Annotated in this window: 18 protein-coding genes and 1 pseudogene; 9 read left to right on the top strand and 10 right to left on the bottom strand. The window is 73.6% G+C overall.

Annotation, left to right across the window (positions count from 1 at the left end):
• Positions 1–124: 124 nt before the first annotated feature.
• The 6 genes and pseudogenes from AB0917_RS19825 to AB0917_RS19800 all read left to right on the top strand — a co-directional run.
• Positions 125–325 (top strand): annotated as a pseudogene (locus AB0917_RS19825) (DUF3037 domain-containing protein); the annotation flags it as partial.
• Positions 326–517: 192 nt separating this feature from the next.
• Positions 518–1,279: a 3-oxoacyl-ACP reductase FabG gene (gene fabG / locus AB0917_RS19820; RefSeq protein WP_366820898.1), complete on the top strand. Its 762-nt coding sequence runs from the start codon at positions 518–520 to the stop codon at positions 1,277–1,279.
• A gap of 20 nt (positions 1,280–1,299) precedes the next feature.
• Entirely contained in the window at positions 1,300–2,055 is a 756-nt protein-coding gene (locus tag AB0917_RS19815) for an SDR family oxidoreductase (RefSeq protein ID WP_366820897.1), read from the top strand.
• Between the two features lie 117 nt (positions 2,056–2,172).
• Positions 2,173–3,753 (top strand): ABC transporter substrate-binding protein, encoded by a 1,581-nt coding sequence (locus tag AB0917_RS19810; RefSeq protein ID WP_366820896.1) that lies wholly within the window; start codon positions 2,173–2,175, stop codon positions 3,751–3,753.
• 100 nt (positions 3,754–3,853) lie between these two features.
• Complete coding sequence (locus AB0917_RS19805; RefSeq protein ID WP_366820895.1) at positions 3,854–4,537, top strand: uracil-DNA glycosylase; 684 nt, start codon at positions 3,854–3,856, stop codon at positions 4,535–4,537.
• Positions 4,538–4,634: 97 nt separating this feature from the next.
• On the top strand, positions 4,635–5,162 hold the full coding sequence (locus AB0917_RS19800) for a hypothetical protein (protein ID WP_366820894.1): 528 nt from the start codon (positions 4,635–4,637) through the stop codon (positions 5,160–5,162).
• Between the two features lie 94 nt (positions 5,163–5,256).
• Here AB0917_RS19800 and AB0917_RS19795 read toward each other — a convergent pair whose 3' ends face one another.
• A complete protein-coding gene (locus tag AB0917_RS19795; RefSeq protein WP_366820893.1) occupies positions 5,257–5,745 on the bottom strand; it encodes a hypothetical protein in 489 nt (162 codons plus the stop codon).
• Between the two features lie 145 nt (positions 5,746–5,890).
• Positions 5,891–6,403, bottom strand: coding sequence for a DinB family protein (locus AB0917_RS19790; RefSeq protein ID WP_366820892.1), 513 nt, complete (start codon positions 6,401–6,403; stop codon positions 5,891–5,893).
• Positions 6,404–6,535: 132 nt separating this feature from the next.
• On the opposite strand from AB0917_RS19790, the gene AB0917_RS19785 reads away from it, so the two are divergent.
• Positions 6,536–7,444, top strand: coding sequence for a Gfo/Idh/MocA family oxidoreductase (locus AB0917_RS19785; protein WP_366820891.1), 909 nt, complete (start codon positions 6,536–6,538; stop codon positions 7,442–7,444).
• Here AB0917_RS19785 and lnt read toward each other — a convergent pair.
• The 4 genes from lnt to AB0917_RS19765 form a co-directional block, all read right to left on the bottom strand.
• Positions 7,365–9,071, bottom strand: coding sequence for an apolipoprotein N-acyltransferase (lnt, locus tag AB0917_RS19780; RefSeq protein ID WP_366820890.1), 1,707 nt, complete (start codon positions 9,069–9,071; stop codon positions 7,365–7,367). The genes AB0917_RS19785 and lnt overlap by 80 nt on opposite strands.
• Before the next feature lie 132 nt (positions 9,072–9,203).
• Entirely contained in the window at positions 9,204–9,674 is a 471-nt protein-coding gene (locus AB0917_RS19775) for a nuclear transport factor 2 family protein (RefSeq protein ID WP_366820889.1), read from the bottom strand.
• Between the two features lie 72 nt (positions 9,675–9,746).
• A complete protein-coding gene (locus tag AB0917_RS19770) occupies positions 9,747–10,613 on the bottom strand; it encodes a universal stress protein (RefSeq protein ID WP_366820888.1) in 867 nt (288 codons plus the stop codon).
• Between the two features lie 35 nt (positions 10,614–10,648).
• Positions 10,649–11,668, bottom strand: a complete 1,020-nt coding sequence (locus AB0917_RS19765) for a ferric reductase-like transmembrane domain-containing protein (RefSeq protein ID WP_366820887.1) — start codon at positions 11,666–11,668, stop codon at positions 10,649–10,651.
• 221 nt (positions 11,669–11,889) lie between these two features.
• Between AB0917_RS19765 and AB0917_RS19760 the strand changes: the two genes are divergently transcribed.
• Positions 11,890–12,603 (top strand): hypothetical protein, encoded by a 714-nt coding sequence (locus AB0917_RS19760; RefSeq protein WP_366820886.1) that lies wholly within the window; start codon positions 11,890–11,892, stop codon positions 12,601–12,603.
• Between the two features lie 268 nt (positions 12,604–12,871).
• A complete protein-coding gene (locus tag AB0917_RS19755; RefSeq protein WP_366820900.1) occupies positions 12,872–13,465 on the top strand; it encodes a sigma-70 family RNA polymerase sigma factor in 594 nt (197 codons plus the stop codon).
• Here AB0917_RS19755 and AB0917_RS19750 read toward each other — a convergent pair.
• Genes AB0917_RS19750 through AB0917_RS19735 form a run of 4 tightly spaced genes read right to left on the bottom strand, consistent with a single transcriptional unit; the run spans position 13,412 to position 17,762 of the window.
• The gene (locus tag AB0917_RS19750; RefSeq protein ID WP_366820885.1) at positions 13,412–14,671 is read right to left on the bottom strand and encodes an MFS transporter; all 1,260 of its coding nucleotides are present in this window, start codon (positions 14,669–14,671) and stop codon (positions 13,412–13,414) included. The genes AB0917_RS19755 and AB0917_RS19750 overlap by 54 nt on opposite strands.
• A gap of 42 nt (positions 14,672–14,713) precedes the next feature.
• A complete protein-coding gene (locus AB0917_RS19745; protein ID WP_366820884.1) occupies positions 14,714–15,931 on the bottom strand; it encodes an ATP-grasp domain-containing protein in 1,218 nt (405 codons plus the stop codon).
• Positions 15,928–17,025: a pyridoxal-phosphate dependent enzyme gene (locus AB0917_RS19740; RefSeq protein ID WP_366820883.1), complete on the bottom strand. Its 1,098-nt coding sequence runs from the start codon at positions 17,023–17,025 to the stop codon at positions 15,928–15,930. The genes AB0917_RS19745 and AB0917_RS19740 overlap by 4 nt, the downstream gene beginning before the upstream one ends.
• Positions 17,022–17,762: a class I SAM-dependent methyltransferase gene (locus tag AB0917_RS19735; RefSeq protein ID WP_366820882.1), complete on the bottom strand. Its 741-nt coding sequence runs from the start codon at positions 17,760–17,762 to the stop codon at positions 17,022–17,024. Before AB0917_RS19735 ends, AB0917_RS19740 begins: the two co-directional genes overlap by 4 nt.
• Positions 17,763–17,949 lie beyond the last annotated feature (187 nt).

Raw genomic sequence — 17,949 nt, 5'->3', positions numbered from 1 at the left:
GGGGTTGTCATACCCGGGGGTCCCCCGCCAACCCGCCCGGCCCCTGGCGTTGCCCCCCCCCCGCCCCCCCCGGCAGGTGCCTTGGCGGGGGGGGGGGCCCCCGCCCCCCCCGGGCGCGGGCCCCCGGGCCGCCCTCCGCGCGGTCGAAGGCCTCTGCGAGGGCGGGGAGGGGGCCGGTCAGGCCTCCGGCGACGACGCGGGGCGGCGCTTCCGCTGGCTGATCGCCCCCCGCTCCACGGTGCTCCAGCCCGGGGCCGTGCACAGCGGGCTCACCACCGACCCGGCCGGTGAGGCGGAGCGGCTGCTGGATCTGCTCGTGCGCTGAGCCGGTTCACGGGCGGGGCCGCCGGGTGTGACGTGCGGCCCCCGGGCCCGCGCGCCGTTGACACCGGGTGTCAGGGCTTCTAGCGTCTCGTCTGCTGAAGGTACTAAGCGGTTGCTCAGTCATCGGGCCTCTCCGTCGGGGAACGGCCACGACGTCCGCTGAGCCGCTATCCAAGGGCGAGGAGAACCAAGCATGTCCACCACCGAGCAGCGCGTCGCCATCGTGACGGGAGCGGCGCGGGGCATCGGCGCCGCCACCGCCGTACGCCTGGCGGCCGAGGGCCGCGCCGTCGCCGTACTCGACCTCGACGAGGCGGCCTGCAAGGACACCGTCGAGAAGATCACCGCCGCCGGGGGCACCGCGCTCGCCGTCGGCTGCGACGTGTCGGACGGCGCCCAGGTGGAGGCCGCCGTCGCGCGGGTCGCCGCCGAGCTGGGCGCCCCGACGATCCTCGTGAACAACGCGGGTGTGCTCCGCGACAACCTGCTGTTCAAGATGAGCGAGTCCGACTGGGACATCGTGATGAACGTCCACCTCAAGGGCGCGTTCCTGATGGCGAAGGCCGTCCAGGCGCACATGGTGGAGGCCAAGTTCGGCCGCATCGTCTCGCTGTCCTCCTCCTCGGCCCTCGGCAACCGCGGCCAGGCCAACTACTCCGCCGTCAAGGCGGGGCTCCAGGGCCTCACCAAGACCCTCGCCAAGGAGCTGGGCAAGTTCGGCGTCACCGCCAACGCCGTCGCCCCCGGCTTCATCGTCACCGAGATGACCGCGCAGACCGCCGCCCGCGTCGGCATGGGCTTCGAGGAGTTCCAGGCCGCCGCCGCCACCCAGATCCCGGTCCAGCGCGTCGGCCGTCCCGAGGACGTCGCCAACGCCATCGCCTTCTTCGCCGGTGACGACGCCGGCTTCGTCTCCGGCCAGGTCATCTACGTGGCCGGCGGCCCCCTCAACTGACCCGAAGGGCAGCGAACGACATGACGGTGCAGGACAGCGGAAAGGTCGCCCTCATCACGGGCGCCAGCCGGGGCATCGGCTACGGGATCGCCGAGGCGCTCGTCGCGCGCGGCGACCGGGTGGCCATCACCGGGCGGGGCGAGGACGCCCTGAAGGAGGCCGTGGAGCGGCTCGGCGCCGACCGGGTCATCGCCATCCCGGGCAAGGCCCACGACGAGGTCCACCAGGCGGCCGCGGTCGAGCGGACCATGGAGGCGTTCGGCCGGGTCGACTACCTGGTGAACAACGCGGGGACCAACCCGGTCTTCGGCCCCATGGCCGACCTCGACCTCAATGTCGCCCGCAAGGTCTACGAGACCAACGTGATCTCGGCGCTCGGCTTCGCCCAGCAGACCTGGAAGGCCTGGCAGAAGGAGAACGGCGGGGCGATCGTCAACATCGCCTCCGTCGCCGGTGTCTCCCCCTCGCCGTTCATCGGCGCGTACGGGATGTCCAAGGCGGCCATGGTCAACCTCACCCTTCAGCTGGCGCACGAGTTCGCGCCGGTCGTCCGGGTCAACGCGATCGCCCCCGCCGTGATCAAGACGAAGTTCGCCGAGGCGCTCTATGAGGGCCGTGAGGCGGAGGCGGCCGCCGCCTATCCGCTCGGCAGGCTCGGCGTGCCCGAGGACATCGGAGGCGCCGCCGCCTTCCTCACCTCGGCGCAGTCGGACTGGATCACCGGGCAGACCCTGGTGGTCGACGGAGGGATTTTCCTCAACGCCGGAGTGGGCTGAGAGTGGCCTGGACCGGTTTGGCCTGATTGGCTCAAGTGCCCCGCTGGACCGACGGATTGTTCCGGCGGGGCGCTGCGGTATGGTCTGCCGACCCATGGCTGATCGAGGAGCGTGCACGTGTTCTACCGGGCCAGTCTGCAGGCCGCTGCAGCCCTAGCATCCCTTTCTCTGCTGGCCGGCTGCGGTCTTCTTTCCGAGAGCGGGTCGGAAGCGAATCAGAAGATAACCGTCGGGACGACGAGTTCCCCGACCACCCTTGATCCCGCGGCGGCCTGGGACGGTTCCTGGGAGCTGATGCGGAACGTCTACCAGACGCTGGTGAGCTTCCCCACCGGCAGTACGAGCCCCGAGCCGGACGCGGCCGACACCTGCACCTTCACCGACGCCACGAGCATGGCCTACCGGTGCACGCTCAGGAAGAACCTCAAGTTCTCCAACGGGGAGAAGCTCGACGCCCAGGCCGTGAAGCACTCCATCGACCGGATCGTGGACATCCACTTCAAGGGCGGCCCCGCGGGCATGCTCGGCTCGCTCGACCGGATCGAGACCAAGGGTGACGACACCGTCATCTTCCACCTGAACAAGTCCGACGCCACCTTCCCGTTCATCCTGGCCACTCCCGCCATGTCGCTCGTCGCCCCCGGCGACTACCCCAAGGACAAGATCCGCGACGACGGAAAGATCACCGGCTCCGGGCCCTACCTCCTGGACTCCTACGAGGCCGGCGTCGCCGCCGAGTTGACGAAGAACCCCGACTACAAGGGCTTCGCCAACCGGAAGAACAACGCGGTCACCATCCGGTACTTCGAGAAGTCCGGCCAGATGGTGGACGCGCTGAAGGCCAAGGAGATCGACGCCACCTACCGCGGTCTGACCGCCGAGGAGGTCGTCGGCCTGGAGGACAAGAAGGAGGGCAACGACGGCCTCCAGATCATCGAGACCGTCGGCGCGGACATCCGCTTCCTCGTCTTCAACCCGAAGGACCCGGCCGCCGCCAAGCCCGCCGTCCGCAAGGCCATCGCCCACGTCGTGGACCGGGACGCGCTGGTGGCCAAGGTCTACCGGGGCACCGCCGAACCCCTCTACTCGATGATCCCCAAGGGCATCTCCGGACACACCACCAGCTTCTTCGACACCTTCGGTGAACCGGACGTGAAGAAGGCGAAGGAGATCCTCACCGAGGCCGGGATCACCGAGCCGGTGAAGATGACCTTCTGGTACACCACCGACCGGTACGGCTCCTCCACACAGCCCGAGTTCGAGGAGCTGGAGCGGCAGCTGGAGAAGTCGGGGCTCTTCGACATCACGCTGGAGAGCGCCCCGTGGAAGGCCTTCCAGGAGGGCTTCAACCAGGGCGAGTACCCGGTCTTCGGCCGTGGCTGGTTCCCGGACTTCCCGGACCCGGACAACTTCATCGCCCCCTTCGTCGGCGAGGAGAGCGTCACCGGAACCCCGTACCGCAACAAGGAGATCACCCAGCAGCTGATCCCCTCCACGCGGCAGGAGAGCAACCGGGGCGCGGTCAGCAAGCAGTTCGAGCGGGCCCAGCAGATCCTCGTCGACGACGTCCGGCTGCTGCCGCTCTGGCAGGGCAAGCTGTACGTGGCCTCCGGCGAGGACATCGGCGGCGGCGAGCGCGCACTGGACCCGCAGACCGTGATGCAGATGTGGGAGCTGTACCGCAAGGCCAGCTGGTAGCGGCAGCGGGCCCGGGGCGCAGGGCTCCCCGGGCCCGGTTGTCAGTGGCGGGCGGTAGGTTCTGGGATCAAGAACCTGTTGCTCACCGGAGGTTGTGGACGTGACCGATATCGACCTGCTGCCCGAGTCCTGGCGCGGCGTCCTCGGCGAAGAACTGCAGAAGCCGTACGTCAAGGAGCTGGCGGACTTCGTCGAGGAGGAGCGGGCCAAGGGGCCCGTCTACCCGCCGCGCGAGCAGGTCTTCGCCGCCCTCGACGCCACCCCGTACGAGAAGGTCAAGGTCCTCGTCCTCGGCCAGGACCCTTATCACGGGGAGGGGCAGGGGCACGGCCTCTGCTTCTCCGTGCGGCCCGGTGTGAAGACGCCGCCCTCCCTGCGCAACATCTACAAGGAGATGCAGCAGGAGCTCGGCCTGCCCATCCCGGACAACGGCTATCTGATGCCGTGGGCCGAACAGGGCGTGCTCCTGCTGAACGCGGTGCTCACCGTGCGCGGCGGCGAGGCCAACTCCCACAAGGGCAAGGGCTGGGAGAAGATCACCGACGCGGTGATCCGCGCCGTCGCCGAGCGGCCCGACCCGGCGGTCTTCGTGCTCTGGGGGAACTACGCCCAGAAGAAGCTCCCCCTCATCGACGAGGAGCGCCACGTCGTGGTGAAGGGCGCCCATCCCTCCCCGCTCTCCGCGAAGAAGTTCTTCGGCTCCCAGCCCTTCACCCGGATAAACGAGGCCGTCGCGGCCCAGGGCCACCAGCCGATCGACTGGCGCATCCCCAACCTCGGCTGACCAGGCCCTACCGCCCGTGCCTGAGCGGGATCGCGGGTCACCGGCGCTAGCGTCGAAGGGAGCGCGAACGGGCCGGACGGGCGAAGAGGAGACCGCAGTGGTGGAGCAGCAGGAGGCGTCCGAGGACGCCGTCATGACCAGGATCGGCCAGGCGGTCATGCTGCTCCACGGCGGTGACCGGGAGGAGGCCCGTAACCGCTTCGGCCTCCTCTGGTCGGAGCTGGGTGCCGACGGCGACGCCCTGCACCGCTGCACTCTCGCGCACTACATGGCCGACACCCAGGACGACCCCGGGGACGAGCTGGCCTGGGACCTGCGCGCCCTGACGGCCGCCGAGGGGCTGAGCGGCGAGCGCCCCGCCGAGCACCCGGACTCCCTGGCGGTCCAGGCGTTCTTCCCGTCGCTTCACCTCAACCTGGCGGCGGACTACCTCAAGCTCCAGCGCCCCGACGCGGCCCGTATCCACCTGCGCCAGGCCCGCGACGCGGCGGACGCCCTGGAGGACAGCGGTCACGGAGGCCACGGCGGGCACAGCGGTCACGGAGGCCACGGCGGACACAGCGGTTACGACGGTGGAGTGCGGGCCGCCATCGAGCGGCTGGAGCTGCGGATGCGGGGGATCTGAGACCGGGGGCGACGGGCCCGGAAGCCGAGCCGCCCGGGAGCCCGGACCGGCCCGGAGCCCGGACCGGCCCGGGGTGCGTGCCGCAGCGCCGGCGTCAGCGCCCGTACGTCTCCTCGCAGATCCGGGCCTCCCTGCTGCCCGCGGGCCAGCCCCCGTACCCCCGGCCCAGCGCGCACACGTCAGGCAGGCCGCCCCGGGCCCGCAGCAGATCCGGCAGCACGCCGGGAGGGACGCCGGGGACCTGCTGGGGCGGCGTCCGGCGAGGCGGTGTCCGGTGCGGCGGTGGTGCGGCCCGCTCCGGTGACCGGGGCGCCGGCGGGGGCCCGGCACGACGGGCCTCGGCAGGGGCGGCGGACGGGCGCGCGGGGGTAGAGGGCCCGGCGGGCGACGGGCCCGGTTCCACGATGGTCTCCAGCGCCTCGCGGCCGGGCGGCTGCACGACCTGCGGGAACACGTCCTGCACCGGTCCGCTGCTCGGGGGAGGCCGCTGGGGGCCCACCTGCGGCTCGACCGACACACAACCGGAGACGGCGGTGACGGCCACCCCGATCAGGAGTTTCGTGGTGAATCTGGTTCGCTGCACGCGGGCAACTCTGCGGCGTGGACGGGCCCGCGCGCAGCCGGTGGGCCGGGAATGGCCCGCACGAGTGACCCGGTCAGCACGGCGTCACGGACCGGCCCCGCCCGGCGCCGGGGCGGCCACCTGATGCGGCCGGGCGGCCGGTCCGTCAGTCGCCGGTCGCCCCGTCGACGCGCTCGCGCACCAGGTCGGCGTGGCCGTTGTGCCGGGCGTACTCCTCGATCATGTGCGTATAGATCCAGCGCAGGCTGAACGGCTCGCCCGCCGAGCCCACGCCCTGGGAGAAGTCGTCCAGGCCGTAGGCGGCGGCGCTCTTCCGGGCCGCCGCCATCTCCGCCCGCCAGACGGACTCCGTCTCGGCCCAGGTGTCGGACCCCGTCACCGTGAAGTCGCCGTCCGGGTCCTCCTCGGTGGAGTAGAGGTCCGGCAGCTCCTCGCCCGCCAGGACCTCGCGGAACCACCAGCGCTCCACCTCGGCCAAGTGCCGTACGAGGCCGAGCAGCGTCAACGAGGAAGGCGGCACGGACGCCTCACGCAGCTGCGCGTCCGTGAGGCCCGCGCACTTCGTGGCGAGCGTCTCGCGGTGGTAGTCCAGCCAGCCCTCCAGCATGGGACGTTCGGCGGCGTCGAGAGCGGGTTCGGATCGTTCCACGGAAGTCATGCCGGTCATCCTGAACCATGATCACGTTCCTGGCCAGGCATTTCCTCCCCGGGCGCCGGAAGTGGGGCGGAGGCGGCCCCGTATGCTGCCGGGACCGGAACATCAGCACGGCACGGCGAGAGGGAGACCCCTGTGAAGGTCGGTTGCATCGGGCTCGGCGACATCGCGCAGAAGGCGTACCTGCCGGTGCTGAGCGCCGTCCCGGGGGTCGAACTGCACCTCCAGACCCGGACGCCCGCCACGCTCGACACGGTGGGCGACACCCACCGCATCCCGGCCGGCGCCCGCCACACGACCCTGGACTCGCTGCTCGCCGAAGGGCTCGACGCGGCCTTCGTGCACGCCCCGACCGCCGTCCACCCCGAGATCGTGGAACGGCTCCTCGAAGCCGGGGTCGCCACCTATGTCGACAAGCCGATCGCCTACGAGTACGCCGACTCCGAGCGGCTGGTGAACCTCGCCCAGGAGCGCGGCGTCAGCCTCGCCGTCGGCTTCAACCGGCGCTTCGCCCCCGGCTACGCCCAGTGCGCCGAGCACCCGCGCGAGCTGATCCTGATGCAGAAGAACCGGGTCGGGCTGCCCGAGGACCCCCGCGCCCTGGTGCTCGACGACTTCATCCACGTCGTCGACACCCTGCGCTTCCTGGCCCCGGGCCCGGTCGACCACACCACCGTGCGGGCCCGGATCGTGGACGGTCTGATGCACCACGTGGTGCTCCAGCTCTCCGGCGACGGCTTCACCGCGATCGGGATGATGAACCGGCTGAACGGCTCGACCGAGGAGATCCTGGAGGTCTCCGGCCGGGACACCAAGCGCCAGGTCCTCAACCTCGCCGACATCGTCGACCACAAGGGCCGGCCCAGCGTGCGCCGGCGCGGCGACTGGGTGCCGGTGGCCCGGCAGCGCGGGATCGAGGCCTGCGTCCACGCGTTCCTGGACGCGGTCCGCGCGGGCACGGTGCTCAGCGCCCAGGACGCTCTGGCCACCCATGAGCTGTGCGAGCGCATCGTCCGGGACTCCCTGGAGCAGGCCTCCTCCTGAGCGCCCGCAGCCCCTCGGCGGCGCACAGCGCGGCCAGCGCCGCCAGGGCCCCGTACACCGCCCAGTCGCCGAAGCGGCCGTAGAGCGTGGAGCCGCGCGTCAGCGGCAGGTCGTACACGGCGGCCGCACTCGCCTCCGTACCGAGCGGCTTCCCGATCCGCTCCCCGCTCGGCCCGTACACGGCGCTGATCCCGGTGAGCGTCGCGTGCACCACGGGACGGCCGTTCTCGGCGGCCCGCAGCGCCCCCAGGGAGGCGTGCTGGGCCGGTGCCCAGCTCTCCTGGAAGGTGGAGGTGGCGGACTGCGCGACGAGCACCTGGGCGCCGTCCCGGGTCAGCCGCCGGCTCATGTCGGGGAACGCGGACTCGAAGCAGACGAGCGGACCGATCCGCAGCCGCCGGTCGCCGTCGGGCAGGGCCATCACCACCTGCCGGTCGCCGCGCAGCCGGTCCTCGCCCGCGGCCTTGCCCACGGAGGTCGCCCAGCCGAGCAGGGAGCGCGCCGGGATGTACTCACCGAACGGCACCAGGCGCATCTTGTCGTACCGATCCCCGGTCGGCCCCTCGGGCCCCACGAGCACCGCCGACTTGAAGATCCCGCTCCGGCCCGAACCGCCGGTCTGCCGGGCGTCCACATTGACCAGCAGCGCGGCCCCGGTCTCCCGGGAGAGCGCCGCGAGCCGCCGGGCGGTTCCCGGGTCCCGCCAGGCGGCCGCCCCGATGCCGCTCTCGCCCCACACCACCAGGTCGACGTCCCGGCCCGCGACCGTACGGGTCAGCTCCTCGCCCCGGGCCAGGCGCCGCTCGACACTGCCGGGACCGGAGACGACTCCCGGCTGTACGACGGCGATCCTGGCCGTCCCGGTGGTCACCGGCCGCGGCGCCCAGGCCCACATCCCGGCCACGGCCAGGGCGCACACGACCAGCAGCACCCCGCCCGTCGTCCGGACGGTGGTGCGCCCGGTCGTCAGCAGGACCAGGGCGGTGTTGACCGCCACCACCAGCAGGCTCACCAGCCACACCCCGCCCACCGAGGCGACCCGCAGCGCCGGTGTGACCTCCCACTGACTCGCGCCGAGGAGCCCCCAGGGCCCGCCGAGCCCCTCCCAGGAGCGGACCAGCTCGATCACCAGCCACCCCGAGGCCACGGCCACCACCGCGGCGGCGGCCCGCGGTGCGGAGGGTCTGCCGCCGAGCAGCCGTCCGACCAGCACGCCCCACGGCGCCCACAGGAGCCCGAGCAGCGCGGCCAGCAGCACGATGAAGACGTGCAGACTCGGCATCAGCCAGTGGTGCACGGCGAAGACGAAGCCGGTCCCGCCGATCCAGCCGTCCAGCGCCGCCCGCCGCACCGTCCCCGCCGAGCGGATCAGCAGCAGCCAGGGGACGAGCGCCACGCAGGCCAGCCACCAGAGCGAGGGCGCGGGGAACGTGAGCGCGGGCAGCGCCCCGGCGAGGAGCGCGGCGCATCCCCGGACCCAGCCGGACTCCGGAAGCGGTCGCCGGGCGGGCCGATCGCCGTCCGGGTGCGGCCCGTGCGGGTGCGGCTCGTCTGAGTGCGGCCGGCCCGGGTGCGAGCCGCCCCTCGGCCGTCCGCCCGCACCGAGCCGTCCGCGCCGCGTCCGCATGCCGTGCCCTCCTCGTCGCGCAGGGGTGAGCAGCCGCGTGATCTGCCGGATCAGCTCCGTACCCAGTGTGGGGGAGGTGGTCCCCGCCGGACACGGGACGCGGCCGGACCCCCGTCACGAGGAACGCGTGGCTCAGGCGGTGCGGCGCCACTTCTCGTGGACGGTGACCGTACGGATCCGCCAGCCCGGGTCCGTACGGTCCAGCTCGAAGGTGTACCGCCCGCCGGAGACGGAGTCGGGGGCGGTGTCGTCGGCCCCTGAGGCACCGCCCTCCCGCGCCGAGCGCATCGGGCTGACATAGTCGGCCCGCACCCACGCCCGGTCGCCCGGGTAGCCGCCCAGGTCCTGGAGGTCGATCCGCCGGTTGACGATCAGGTGCTGGCGCACCGGGAAGAGGCGCATCCTCCCGGTGAGCCACCGGGCGACCTCACCCGCCGGACCCTCCACCCCGCCCGCACCCGTGTAGTCCGCACGGCCCTCCGGGGCGAAGAGGGCCTCGTACGCCGGCCAGTCGCCGTCGTCCACGGTCACGGCGTACTCGGTGATCACGTCATCGATGGCGAGCCGGTCCATCACGGTCGCGAGTGCCACACGCTGAGTCATCGCCCAAGTCTCGGCCAGGCCGCCTTCCACGCCAAGGGGCCCGTAACATCGGGAGGTTGACGGCCCGCTCGGTCAGCAGGGCACGACGGCGACCGGGCCCAGCGCGTGCGTGAGCGTCGTCTGTGCCACCGGCGAGAGGCCCAGACCGAGCGACTCCCCGCCCTTGCGGCGGCCGATGACGGCCAGGGCCGCCGTGGCGGAGGCCGTCACCAGGGTGCGCGAGGCGGAACCGTTGACCGGCTCCCGTACGACCTCCACCTGCGGGTACCGCTCCTGGCGGCCGGCGGTCACCTCCGCCAGGCTCCGCGCGGCCGAGCCCGCCGCGGTCGCCCGGTCGAAGACCGGTCCGCCCGCGAGCATCGAGGAGAACATGGTCCAGCCGTGGACGATCCGCAGCCGTGCGCCGGGCCGGGTGGCCGCGGTGGCGAAGGCGAAGTCCAGGACCGCCTCGCTGCTCTCGTCGGCGGCCACCCCCGCCACGATGTCGGCGCGGGCCCCGGCCTCCTGGGGCCGGTCGTCCTCGTCCGAGCCGCTGTCCTGCACGACGACGACGGGGCAGCTCGCCATCGACGCGGTGGCCAGGCTGTTGGAACCGATCAGCAGGGACCGGAAGCCCCCGAGCCCCCGCGAGCCGACCACGACCATCGAGGCGTCCCGGGCGAGCGAGACCAGGGCGGCCGCCGGGAAGTCCAGCGGGGCCAGTGTCGAGGGGCGCAGCGCCGGAGCGACCCGTTCGCTCCGGCGTACCGCTTCGGCGAGGAGCGCGTCCGCCTCGCGCTGCCCGGTCTCCTCGTCGACGTTCCGGGTGAGTGGCCGGACGTGGACGATGAGCAGCGGCAGGTGGCGCCGCGCGGCCTCCCGCGCGGCCCAGTCGAGCGCCTGCCGGCTGTGCGTCGAGCCGTCGACGGCGGCGATCACGGGGAGATCGTTGGTGGTCATGGACCCGAGCGTACGTCTCCGGGCGCGGGGAGCCGTCAGTCGTGGTTGTGGCTGGAGGAGGTGTCGTCCGGTGGTACGGTCCGCCCGCCGTCCATCCCGCTGACCACCACCACGACCAGCGCCACCACGATCCCCGCCACCGCGAGCCGCCCGCCCAGGCGCAGCGCCCAGCCGGTCCGCGAGACGGTGGCGCCGGGCAGCGCGGGCAGCTTCTCGGAGCGGCGTGCCGGGCGCAGCAGGCGGACGAGGAGCAGGGCGGCGATGGGCAGCTGGAGCAGCCAGACGCTGGTGCGGAACCAGCCGTCGTACCAGACGTTCGTCCCGTACAGCAGGGTGTGCCAGACGCTCAGCACGTAGACCACGATCACGAAGCGGTGCAGGACGCGCCAGGTCTTCGGGCCGATGCGGTGGCGTACGTAGAAGAGAAGGCCGAGCGGGATCGCGAGGTAGAGCGCGGCCTGGCCGATCGGGATGGCGATCTGTCCGGTCCCCGACGTGTAACCGCCCGGGACGAAGGTCTCGACGAACGCGGTGGCCAGCGCGGAGTTCCACGCCGCCGTGTCGTGCCGGACCAGCTCGGCGCCGAACAGCAGCGCGTGGGCCGCGATCAGCGCGATCGTGTTGAGGCTCGTGGTGCGGTGCAGCCGCTCCAGGCGGGGGCCGGAGAGCGGCAGGCGCCCAGGTCGCGGTCCGGACAGCAGGAGCCCGAGGATGACCGTCCCCCAGGCCCAGAGCAGCGCGGACCAGCCGAAGGCCTGGCTGAGGAAGTACATCCAGAAGCCGCCCGCGTCGGCCATGAACGGCATCACGGAGACCGTGGAGGAGGTCTTGTTGCGGATGCGTATGTAGAGGAGGACGAAGACGGCCGCCGTGATGAGGAGCGCCACGAGTCCGTCGGGCCAGGAGGCGCGCAGATCGGAGCGGAGGGTGACGCGCCGGTCCGGGCGGGGCTCCCGGGGGCCGGGGAGCCGCGCGTCGGGGGACGCGTTCTCGGGCTGCTCGGCGGGGAGTTCGGCGGCCGCTGCCGGTTCGGGGGTGGGGGGCGGGTTCGTCATGCGGCCTCTTCGGGGGGCGTCGGCTGGCGGGGCGGATGCGTCGGCCCCGGGCCACGAGGCGTGCGCAGGCGCGTTGTTGGAGCAGTCGGCGGGGGAGGGGGCGGAGTTCCCCGAGGGTTGTGTGATGTGAATCACAGGGGTGATGGCTGGGGCAAACGGGGTGAACTCCCGTTGTTTCCGCATCTGCAGGTCTTCTCGGCGGGGCGGGGGCGGCTGGCACGATGGCCGTCATGGGAGCCGGAACCGCACTCCGCCTCGCCCGCACCGCGCTGTTCGCGGTCGTGTGCGTCGCCGTGTCCGGGCTCGGGCACGCCCGGATGTCCGACGGACCCCTGCCGCTGCTGCCCCTGCTCGCCGTCCTCGTGCCGGTCGGGGCCGCCGGCTGGTGGCTCGCCGGCCGCTCCCGCAACGCCCCGGTCACCGTACTGGCCCAGGTCCTGGGCCAGTCGGGGCTGCACGCCTACTTCGCCGCGGCCACCACCGCCCCGCGCCCCGCCTGGGGGCCGAGCGCCACGATGGGCGCCCACCACGCGCACGGGGCGGGGCCCCACGCCTTCCACGCGGACCCGGCGGGGGCCCACGCCCAGCACGCGGACCCGGCGGGTTCCACCTCGCAACTGACAGCATTTCTGGAGGCCTTCGACGGCTCGGTGTTCACCACCGGCATGGCCGCCGCCCACGCGGTCGCCGGTCTGATCTGCGGCTGGTGGCTCTGGCGCGGCGAGGTGGCTCTCGCCCGGCTGGGACGCTGCCTGGCCCTCTTCGTACGGGCCCCGCTCCGGACGGCCTGGCGCCTGTGGTCGGCGGTGCCGCTCGACGCCGCACCACCGGCCCGGCGCCGCGCCCGCCGCAGGCCGGGCCGCCGCCTCCAGGACCTCCTGGCCCTGCACGCCATCTCCCTTCGCGGCCCACCGCTTCCCGCCTCCTCCCCGTGACCTCCGGCCGCCCGCCCGGTCCCGTGTGACGCGGCTGCGGTACGGGTGTGTGCGTTCGCGCCCGCACCCGTGACAGGCATGCCCGGTTCCGCCGCCGCCCCCCGGGTGTCCGCGGGACCGGCCACGCGGAGCCGGGCGACGACCGCACCACGGCTCCGCCAGGACGCGAAGGACTGCTGTGACCCCTACTGCCACCCCCTCCCTCCCCGCCGGGCCGCCGCTCGCCCCGGCGGCCCGTCCCCGGGCGTACGCCACCCGGCAGAACGACGTGCAGATCACCGACTGGGCCCTGGCCGCCGGCGGTGGCGACCGGGAGGCCGCCGACCGCTTCGTCCGGGCGACCTACGAGGACGTCCGCAGGTTCGTCGCCTACCTCAGCGCCGACGTCCCCGGCGCCGACGACCTCGCCCAGGAGACCTACCTGCGGGCGCTGAGCGGACTGGCACGCTTCGCCGGACGCTCCTGCGCCCGCACCTGGCTGCTCTCCATCGCCCGGCGCGTCGTCATCGACCGCCACCGCACGGCCGCCGTACGCCCCCGGACCGCCGACACCGCCGACTGGCAGGGGGCGGCGGAGCGGGCCCAGCCGCGCCACCTCCCCGGCTTCGACGAGTCGGTCGCGGTCTTCGACGCCCTGGGCCACCTGGACCCGGCGCGCCGCCAGGCCTTCGTCCTCACCCAGGTGCTGGGGCTCTCCTACGACGAGGCGGCCGACGCGGCGGGATGCCCCATCGGTACGGTGCGCTCCCGCGTGGCGCGCGCCCGCCGGGAGCTGGCCGGGCAGTGGCGTACGGAACCGGGTGAGCCGTCACCGGCGGCCGGTACCGCCGTGTCGGCCACCGCCGTGGCGGCCTCGGCCTAGACCGGGGGCCGACTCCGCCCGGGGCCCCGGCCGGCCCCGGGCGGGGCGGCGGCGGCTCAGCAGGAGCACCGGCAGCAGCAGGCACTGGAGGCAGACCACCACCCAGAACGCCCGCGCCGAACCGGCCGACTCCGCCGCCGCGTACAGCTGACCGCCCACCACCCCGCTGGCGAACGCCCCGATGCCCGCCGCCAGTCGCTGCCGGCCGAACACGGTGGCCGGGGGAGCGGAGGTACGGGCCAGCGCCTCCAGGTCGTTCTTCAGGAAGAGCACGATCTCGCCCAGGCAGATGAGCGCCCCGCCCACCGCGATGCCCGCGTGCCCGCCCCCGGCGATGGCCGCCATGCCCACCGCCATCGCACCGAACCCCCGGCGCAGCGCCGCCGGGTAGCTCAGGGCGGCGATCCACTGCGCCAGCAGCGGCTGGGCGACGACGAGGAGGGCCGCGTACCCCGCCAGGACCACCCCGTAGAAGCCCGCCGACGTCCGGGGGACCGCGTACAGCGCCAGGTAGTGCTGGAAGAACATGAACGTGTAGACGCTGACCACCGTCACCAGGAACGGCGAGAGGCCGGGCCGTGGCGGGGCGGCGCCCGGTGGCCGGTCCGCGACCGCCGCCGGGCCGGTCTTGTCGCGGGGCAGGAACGCGTGCCCCGCCCCGACCAGCGCGAACAGCCCCGCGACACAGGCGAAGAGCACCCCGGGGGAGCCCATCACGAGCGGGGCCGCCGCCGGGGGACCGAGGGCCATGCCCGCGTTGAACGCCGAACTGCTCGCCGACAGCAGCCGTGGCCGGTCCTCCTCGGGTGAACCGGCCACCAGGAAAGCCTTGTTGGCGGGGAGGTAGAGGGCCGCGCCCGCCGACACCAGCAGCAGTGCGCCGATCGCCAGGACGGGACTGGTCAACCCCGGTACGAACGCCCCGAATCCGGCCGTGCGCAACGCCAGGGCCAGCAGCATCGACCGCCGCAGCCCGATCCGCGCGGCCACCGGACCCGCGACCACGCCCCCGGCGAACTGGATCAACGAGGCCACCGCCAGCACGAAGCCGACCGCCCCGAGCCCCAGCCCGAGCCGCTGGTGCAGCAGCACCGACATGTACGGCAGCACGGCGAAGCTGCCCAGCGTGATGAGGAACGAACCCGCCAGCAGGAAGGACTGCGGCCCGGTGAACCGCCCCCGCCCGCTTGCCCGTCGGGCGCTCATGCCCACCGCCGGACGGCGCTCCGCCCACGGCTCACCCGTCCCTCACGCCGTGTCCGCGATCACCGGGCGCACCCGGACCGCCGCGCTCCACGCCCGGTGCTGGGCCAGCTCCGCCGTCGCCGCCTCGGCCAGCACCATGCCCGTGCACCCCCGCTGGTCGCCCACATGGGCCAGCGTCTCGCCGGGTTCGCGGACCGGGTACCACTCCACGGAGCCCGGGAAGGAGGCGAGTTCACCCAGACCGTGCCAGCCCTTCAGCACCCCGGGCCGGTCCGCGTAGACGAGGACGAAGCCGTACGCGGGCCCCCGCGCGTCGAGCGGGGCGTCCAGCAGCCGGGGGCGGCGGCCCAGCGCCTCGTCCATCATCGCCGTGTACACATTGGTCCCCAGCGCGCGGCAGAGGACCTCGCCGACCAGCGCACCGCCGATCCGCCGGTTGATCTCCACCAACTCCGGTCCCTCGGCGGTCAGGATGAACTCCACATGGGCGAACCCCCTGCGGTGACCGGCCACTTCGAGGGCCCGGCCCACCCACGCCTCGACCGCGTCCCGCTCCGGCAGCGCCACCGGGAAGGCCGCGACCTCCTCCCGTACCACCGCCGTCCGGGACGTCTGGCGGCTCAGCACCCCCAGCAGCCGGGTGCGCCCCTCCCAGCTCAGCGTCTCCGCGCTGTACAGCGGACCCGCCAGGAACGCCTCCGCGAACAGCTCCCCCTTCAGCGGCTGCCGGGCCGCCTCCGCCAGAGCCAGGTGCAGCGCCTCCTCGTCGTGCGCGATCCACACCCCGCACGAGGAGGTGCCCGCCGAGTCCTTCAGTACGACGGGGAGCCCGACCGTACGCAGCACGGCGTCGGCCCCCTGAGGGCCGGGCACCACGGCCACGCCGGCCGACCGGCTCAGCCCCCGCGCGCGCAGGGCCTGACGGACCCGGCGCTTGTCCCGCAGCAGCCGGACCGCCTCCGGGTCCGGGCCCGGGAGCCCCCACTCGGCGGCGGCCTCGGCGGCCGGCACGCTCCAGGTGTCCGTCGTGTTGATCAGCCCGGCCAGCGACGGGACGGCGGCCAGCGCCCGGCGGACCGCGTCCGGGTCGTCGGTGTCCACGTCCACGACGTCCAGCGCACCGGCCGGCAGGGTGGCCAGCTCGTGCCGGTACACCGAGCGGTCACCGGTCAGCAGGCACAGCCGGTGCCCGGTGGACGCGGCGGCCTCGGCCATCCTCCCCAGCCCGAAGGACAGGGACTCCCAAGCGGCGATCGTCATGGCAGCATCTCCACGGTCGGTACGGGGGCGGGGGAGCCCTGCTCGGGCAGGCGGGCGGCCTCGGGTGCGGCGCGCCGGCCCCACTCCATCACCGACCACGGCGGCCGCAGGGCCTCCAGCGACGCGATCGGGCGGGGCCGCAGCCCGGCCGGGTCCAGCGCCTCGCCGTGCCGGGCGAACACCCGCTCGGCGTAACGGTGTCCGGTGTCGGCGCCCAGCACCACATGGAGCCCGCCCCGCCCGCGCGCCGCCTCCCAGGAGGCCGCCAGGTGGGCCGCCCCGGTGGAGAGACCGGCGAACACCGCGTGCCGGCGCAGCAGTCCGACCGCACCGGCCATCGCATGGCGGAAGTCCAGCCAGTGGACGGTGTCGTACAGCTCGTGGTGGACGTTGCCGAAGGGGATCGAGCTGCCGATGCCCGCGATGATCGCCTCCGGGTCGCTGAACTGCTCGCTGCCGAAGGTGACGCTGCCGAACGGCTGGACCCCCACCAGCCGCACCGCCCGCCCCGACTCCCGTAGCGCACGGGCCAGTCCACCGGTCGACGCACCCGTCCCGACCGCGCCCACCACGGTCAGCGGGCCTTCGGGCAGGGACGCGGTGAGCAGCTCGGCGAACTCGCGGTACCCCTCGTGGTGCACGGCGTCGTGGTACTGCCGCATCCAGTGGAAGTCCGGGCGGTCCGCGAGGAGTTGGCGCACATGCCGTACGCGCAGCTCCTGGTCCAGCCGCAGGCTCTGCGACGGCGGCATCCTGTCGACGGTCGCGCCGAGGATCTCCAACTGGGCGAGCATGGTGGCGTCGACGGTGGTGGACGCCACGATGTGGCAGCGCAGCCCGTAGCGGTGACAGGCCATCGCGAGCGCCACCGCGTAGATGCCGCTGGAACTGTCGACCAGGGTCTGTCCGGGCACCACCCGGCCCCGGCGCAGCAGCGAACGGACCGCGCCGAGCGCCGCGTACACCTTCATCGTCTCGAACCGCGCGAGCACGACGTCACTCTCCAGCCGGATCAGGTCCGGGGTCTTCACGGCGTCGGTGATGTGCTCGTGCACGGTCGCGGCGGCGGACGGCTGCCGTGCCCCGGCCCTCACGTGCGCCGCCCGCGGACGATGAGCCGGTCCGAACGCTGGTCGTAGACCGACCCGTCGAAGCCGCCGAAACACTCCACCGCGGTGAAGCCCGCCTCCTCGAAGAGCGCGTGGAGTTCGGCGGCGGAGTAGAGCCAGGAGCGGATGGAGGCCGTACGGGCCGCGTCCCCGCGCACCAGCGTCCAGTCGGTGCGCAGCCGCCGCCAGCTGTCGAGGACGGTGTCGCGCTGGACGACGTACGAACCGTCCGGCAGGTCCACCACCTTGGGCCGGCCGATCCACCCCGCCAGCACCTCCTTGCCCATCACGTCGACCAGCAGCCGACCGCCCGGGGCGAGGCTCTCGTGGGCGTTGCGGAGCACCTGGAGGTTGTCCTCGGCGTCCTCGAAGTAGCCGAACGAGGTGAAGACGTTCAGGACGACGTCGAACGCGCCGGGCTCCGCGTACGTGAGCATGTCGGCCCGCTCCAGCCGCACACCGGCCCCCGCCGCCTCGCAGGCATCCCGCGCCCGCTCCAGCATCGAGGGCGAGAGGTCGACGCCGGTCACCGCGTACCCGCGCGCCGCCAGCGGCACCACGAACAGACCCGGGCCGCAGCACAGGTCCAGCACCCGTGAGCCCGGTGGGAAGTCCAGGAGGGGGGAGGAGGCGACCAGGGCGGCGGCGGAGTCGGCCCGCGCGGGCGGGAACATCGTCGAGGCGAAATCGGACCAGAGCGCGTCGTCCTCGTACCAGTGCATACCTCTCGGCCTCCTCCCGGCCCTCGTGGGGCCACCGTGCTGGGGTACCTGGCGTCCCAGCCGCACCCGTCGGTGTGCTGCCCTCCAGTAGTCGGCCGCCGGCCGCCGGTGGTTCCCGCCGCCGTCCGCCGGTGACGGGTGGCCTACGATCACCGGCGGGGCGGACGGGACCGCCTCCGGAGGGAGC

This window comes from Streptomyces sp. NPDC007346, assembly GCF_040703535.1.
Taxonomy (GTDB): Bacteria; Actinomycetota; Actinomycetes; order Streptomycetales; family Streptomycetaceae; genus Streptomyces.
Note: the sequence above shows the minus strand (reverse complement) of the source record. Positions and strands in the feature narration are given on the sequence as shown.

Bases quoted from the DNA above. Each gene is read 5' to 3' on its own strand.
- fabG (WP_366820898.1), top strand. From the start codon at position 518: ATGTCCACCACCGAGCAGCGCGTCGCCATCGTGACGGGAGCGGCGCGG.
- AB0917_RS19815 (WP_366820897.1), top strand. From the start codon at position 1,300: ATGACGGTGCAGGACAGCGGAAAGGTCGCCCTCATCACGGGCGCCAGC.
- AB0917_RS19790 (WP_366820892.1), bottom strand. From the start codon at position 6,403: ATGACTTCCGTGGAACGATCCGAACCCGCTCTCGACGCCGCCGAACGT.
- lnt (WP_366820890.1), bottom strand. From the start codon at position 9,071: ATGCGGACGCGGCGCGGACGGCTCGGTGCGGGCGGACGGCCGAGGGGC.
- AB0917_RS19775 (WP_366820889.1), bottom strand. From the start codon at position 9,674: ATGACTCAGCGTGTGGCACTCGCGACCGTGATGGACCGGCTCGCCATC.
- AB0917_RS19770 (WP_366820888.1), bottom strand. From the start codon at position 10,613: ATGACCACCAACGATCTCCCCGTGATCGCCGCCGTCGACGGCTCGACG.
- AB0917_RS19765 (WP_366820887.1), bottom strand. From the start codon at position 11,668: ATGACGAACCCGCCCCCCACCCCCGAACCGGCAGCGGCCGCCGAACTC.
- AB0917_RS19760 (WP_366820886.1), top strand. From the start codon at position 11,890: ATGGCCGTCATGGGAGCCGGAACCGCACTCCGCCTCGCCCGCACCGCG.
- AB0917_RS19750 (WP_366820885.1), bottom strand. From the start codon at position 14,671: ATGAGCGCCCGACGGGCAAGCGGGCGGGGGCGGTTCACCGGGCCGCAG.
- AB0917_RS19745 (WP_366820884.1), bottom strand. From the start codon at position 15,931: ATGACGATCGCCGCTTGGGAGTCCCTGTCCTTCGGGCTGGGGAGGATG.
- AB0917_RS19735 (WP_366820882.1), bottom strand. From the start codon at position 17,762: ATGCACTGGTACGAGGACGACGCGCTCTGGTCCGATTTCGCCTCGACG.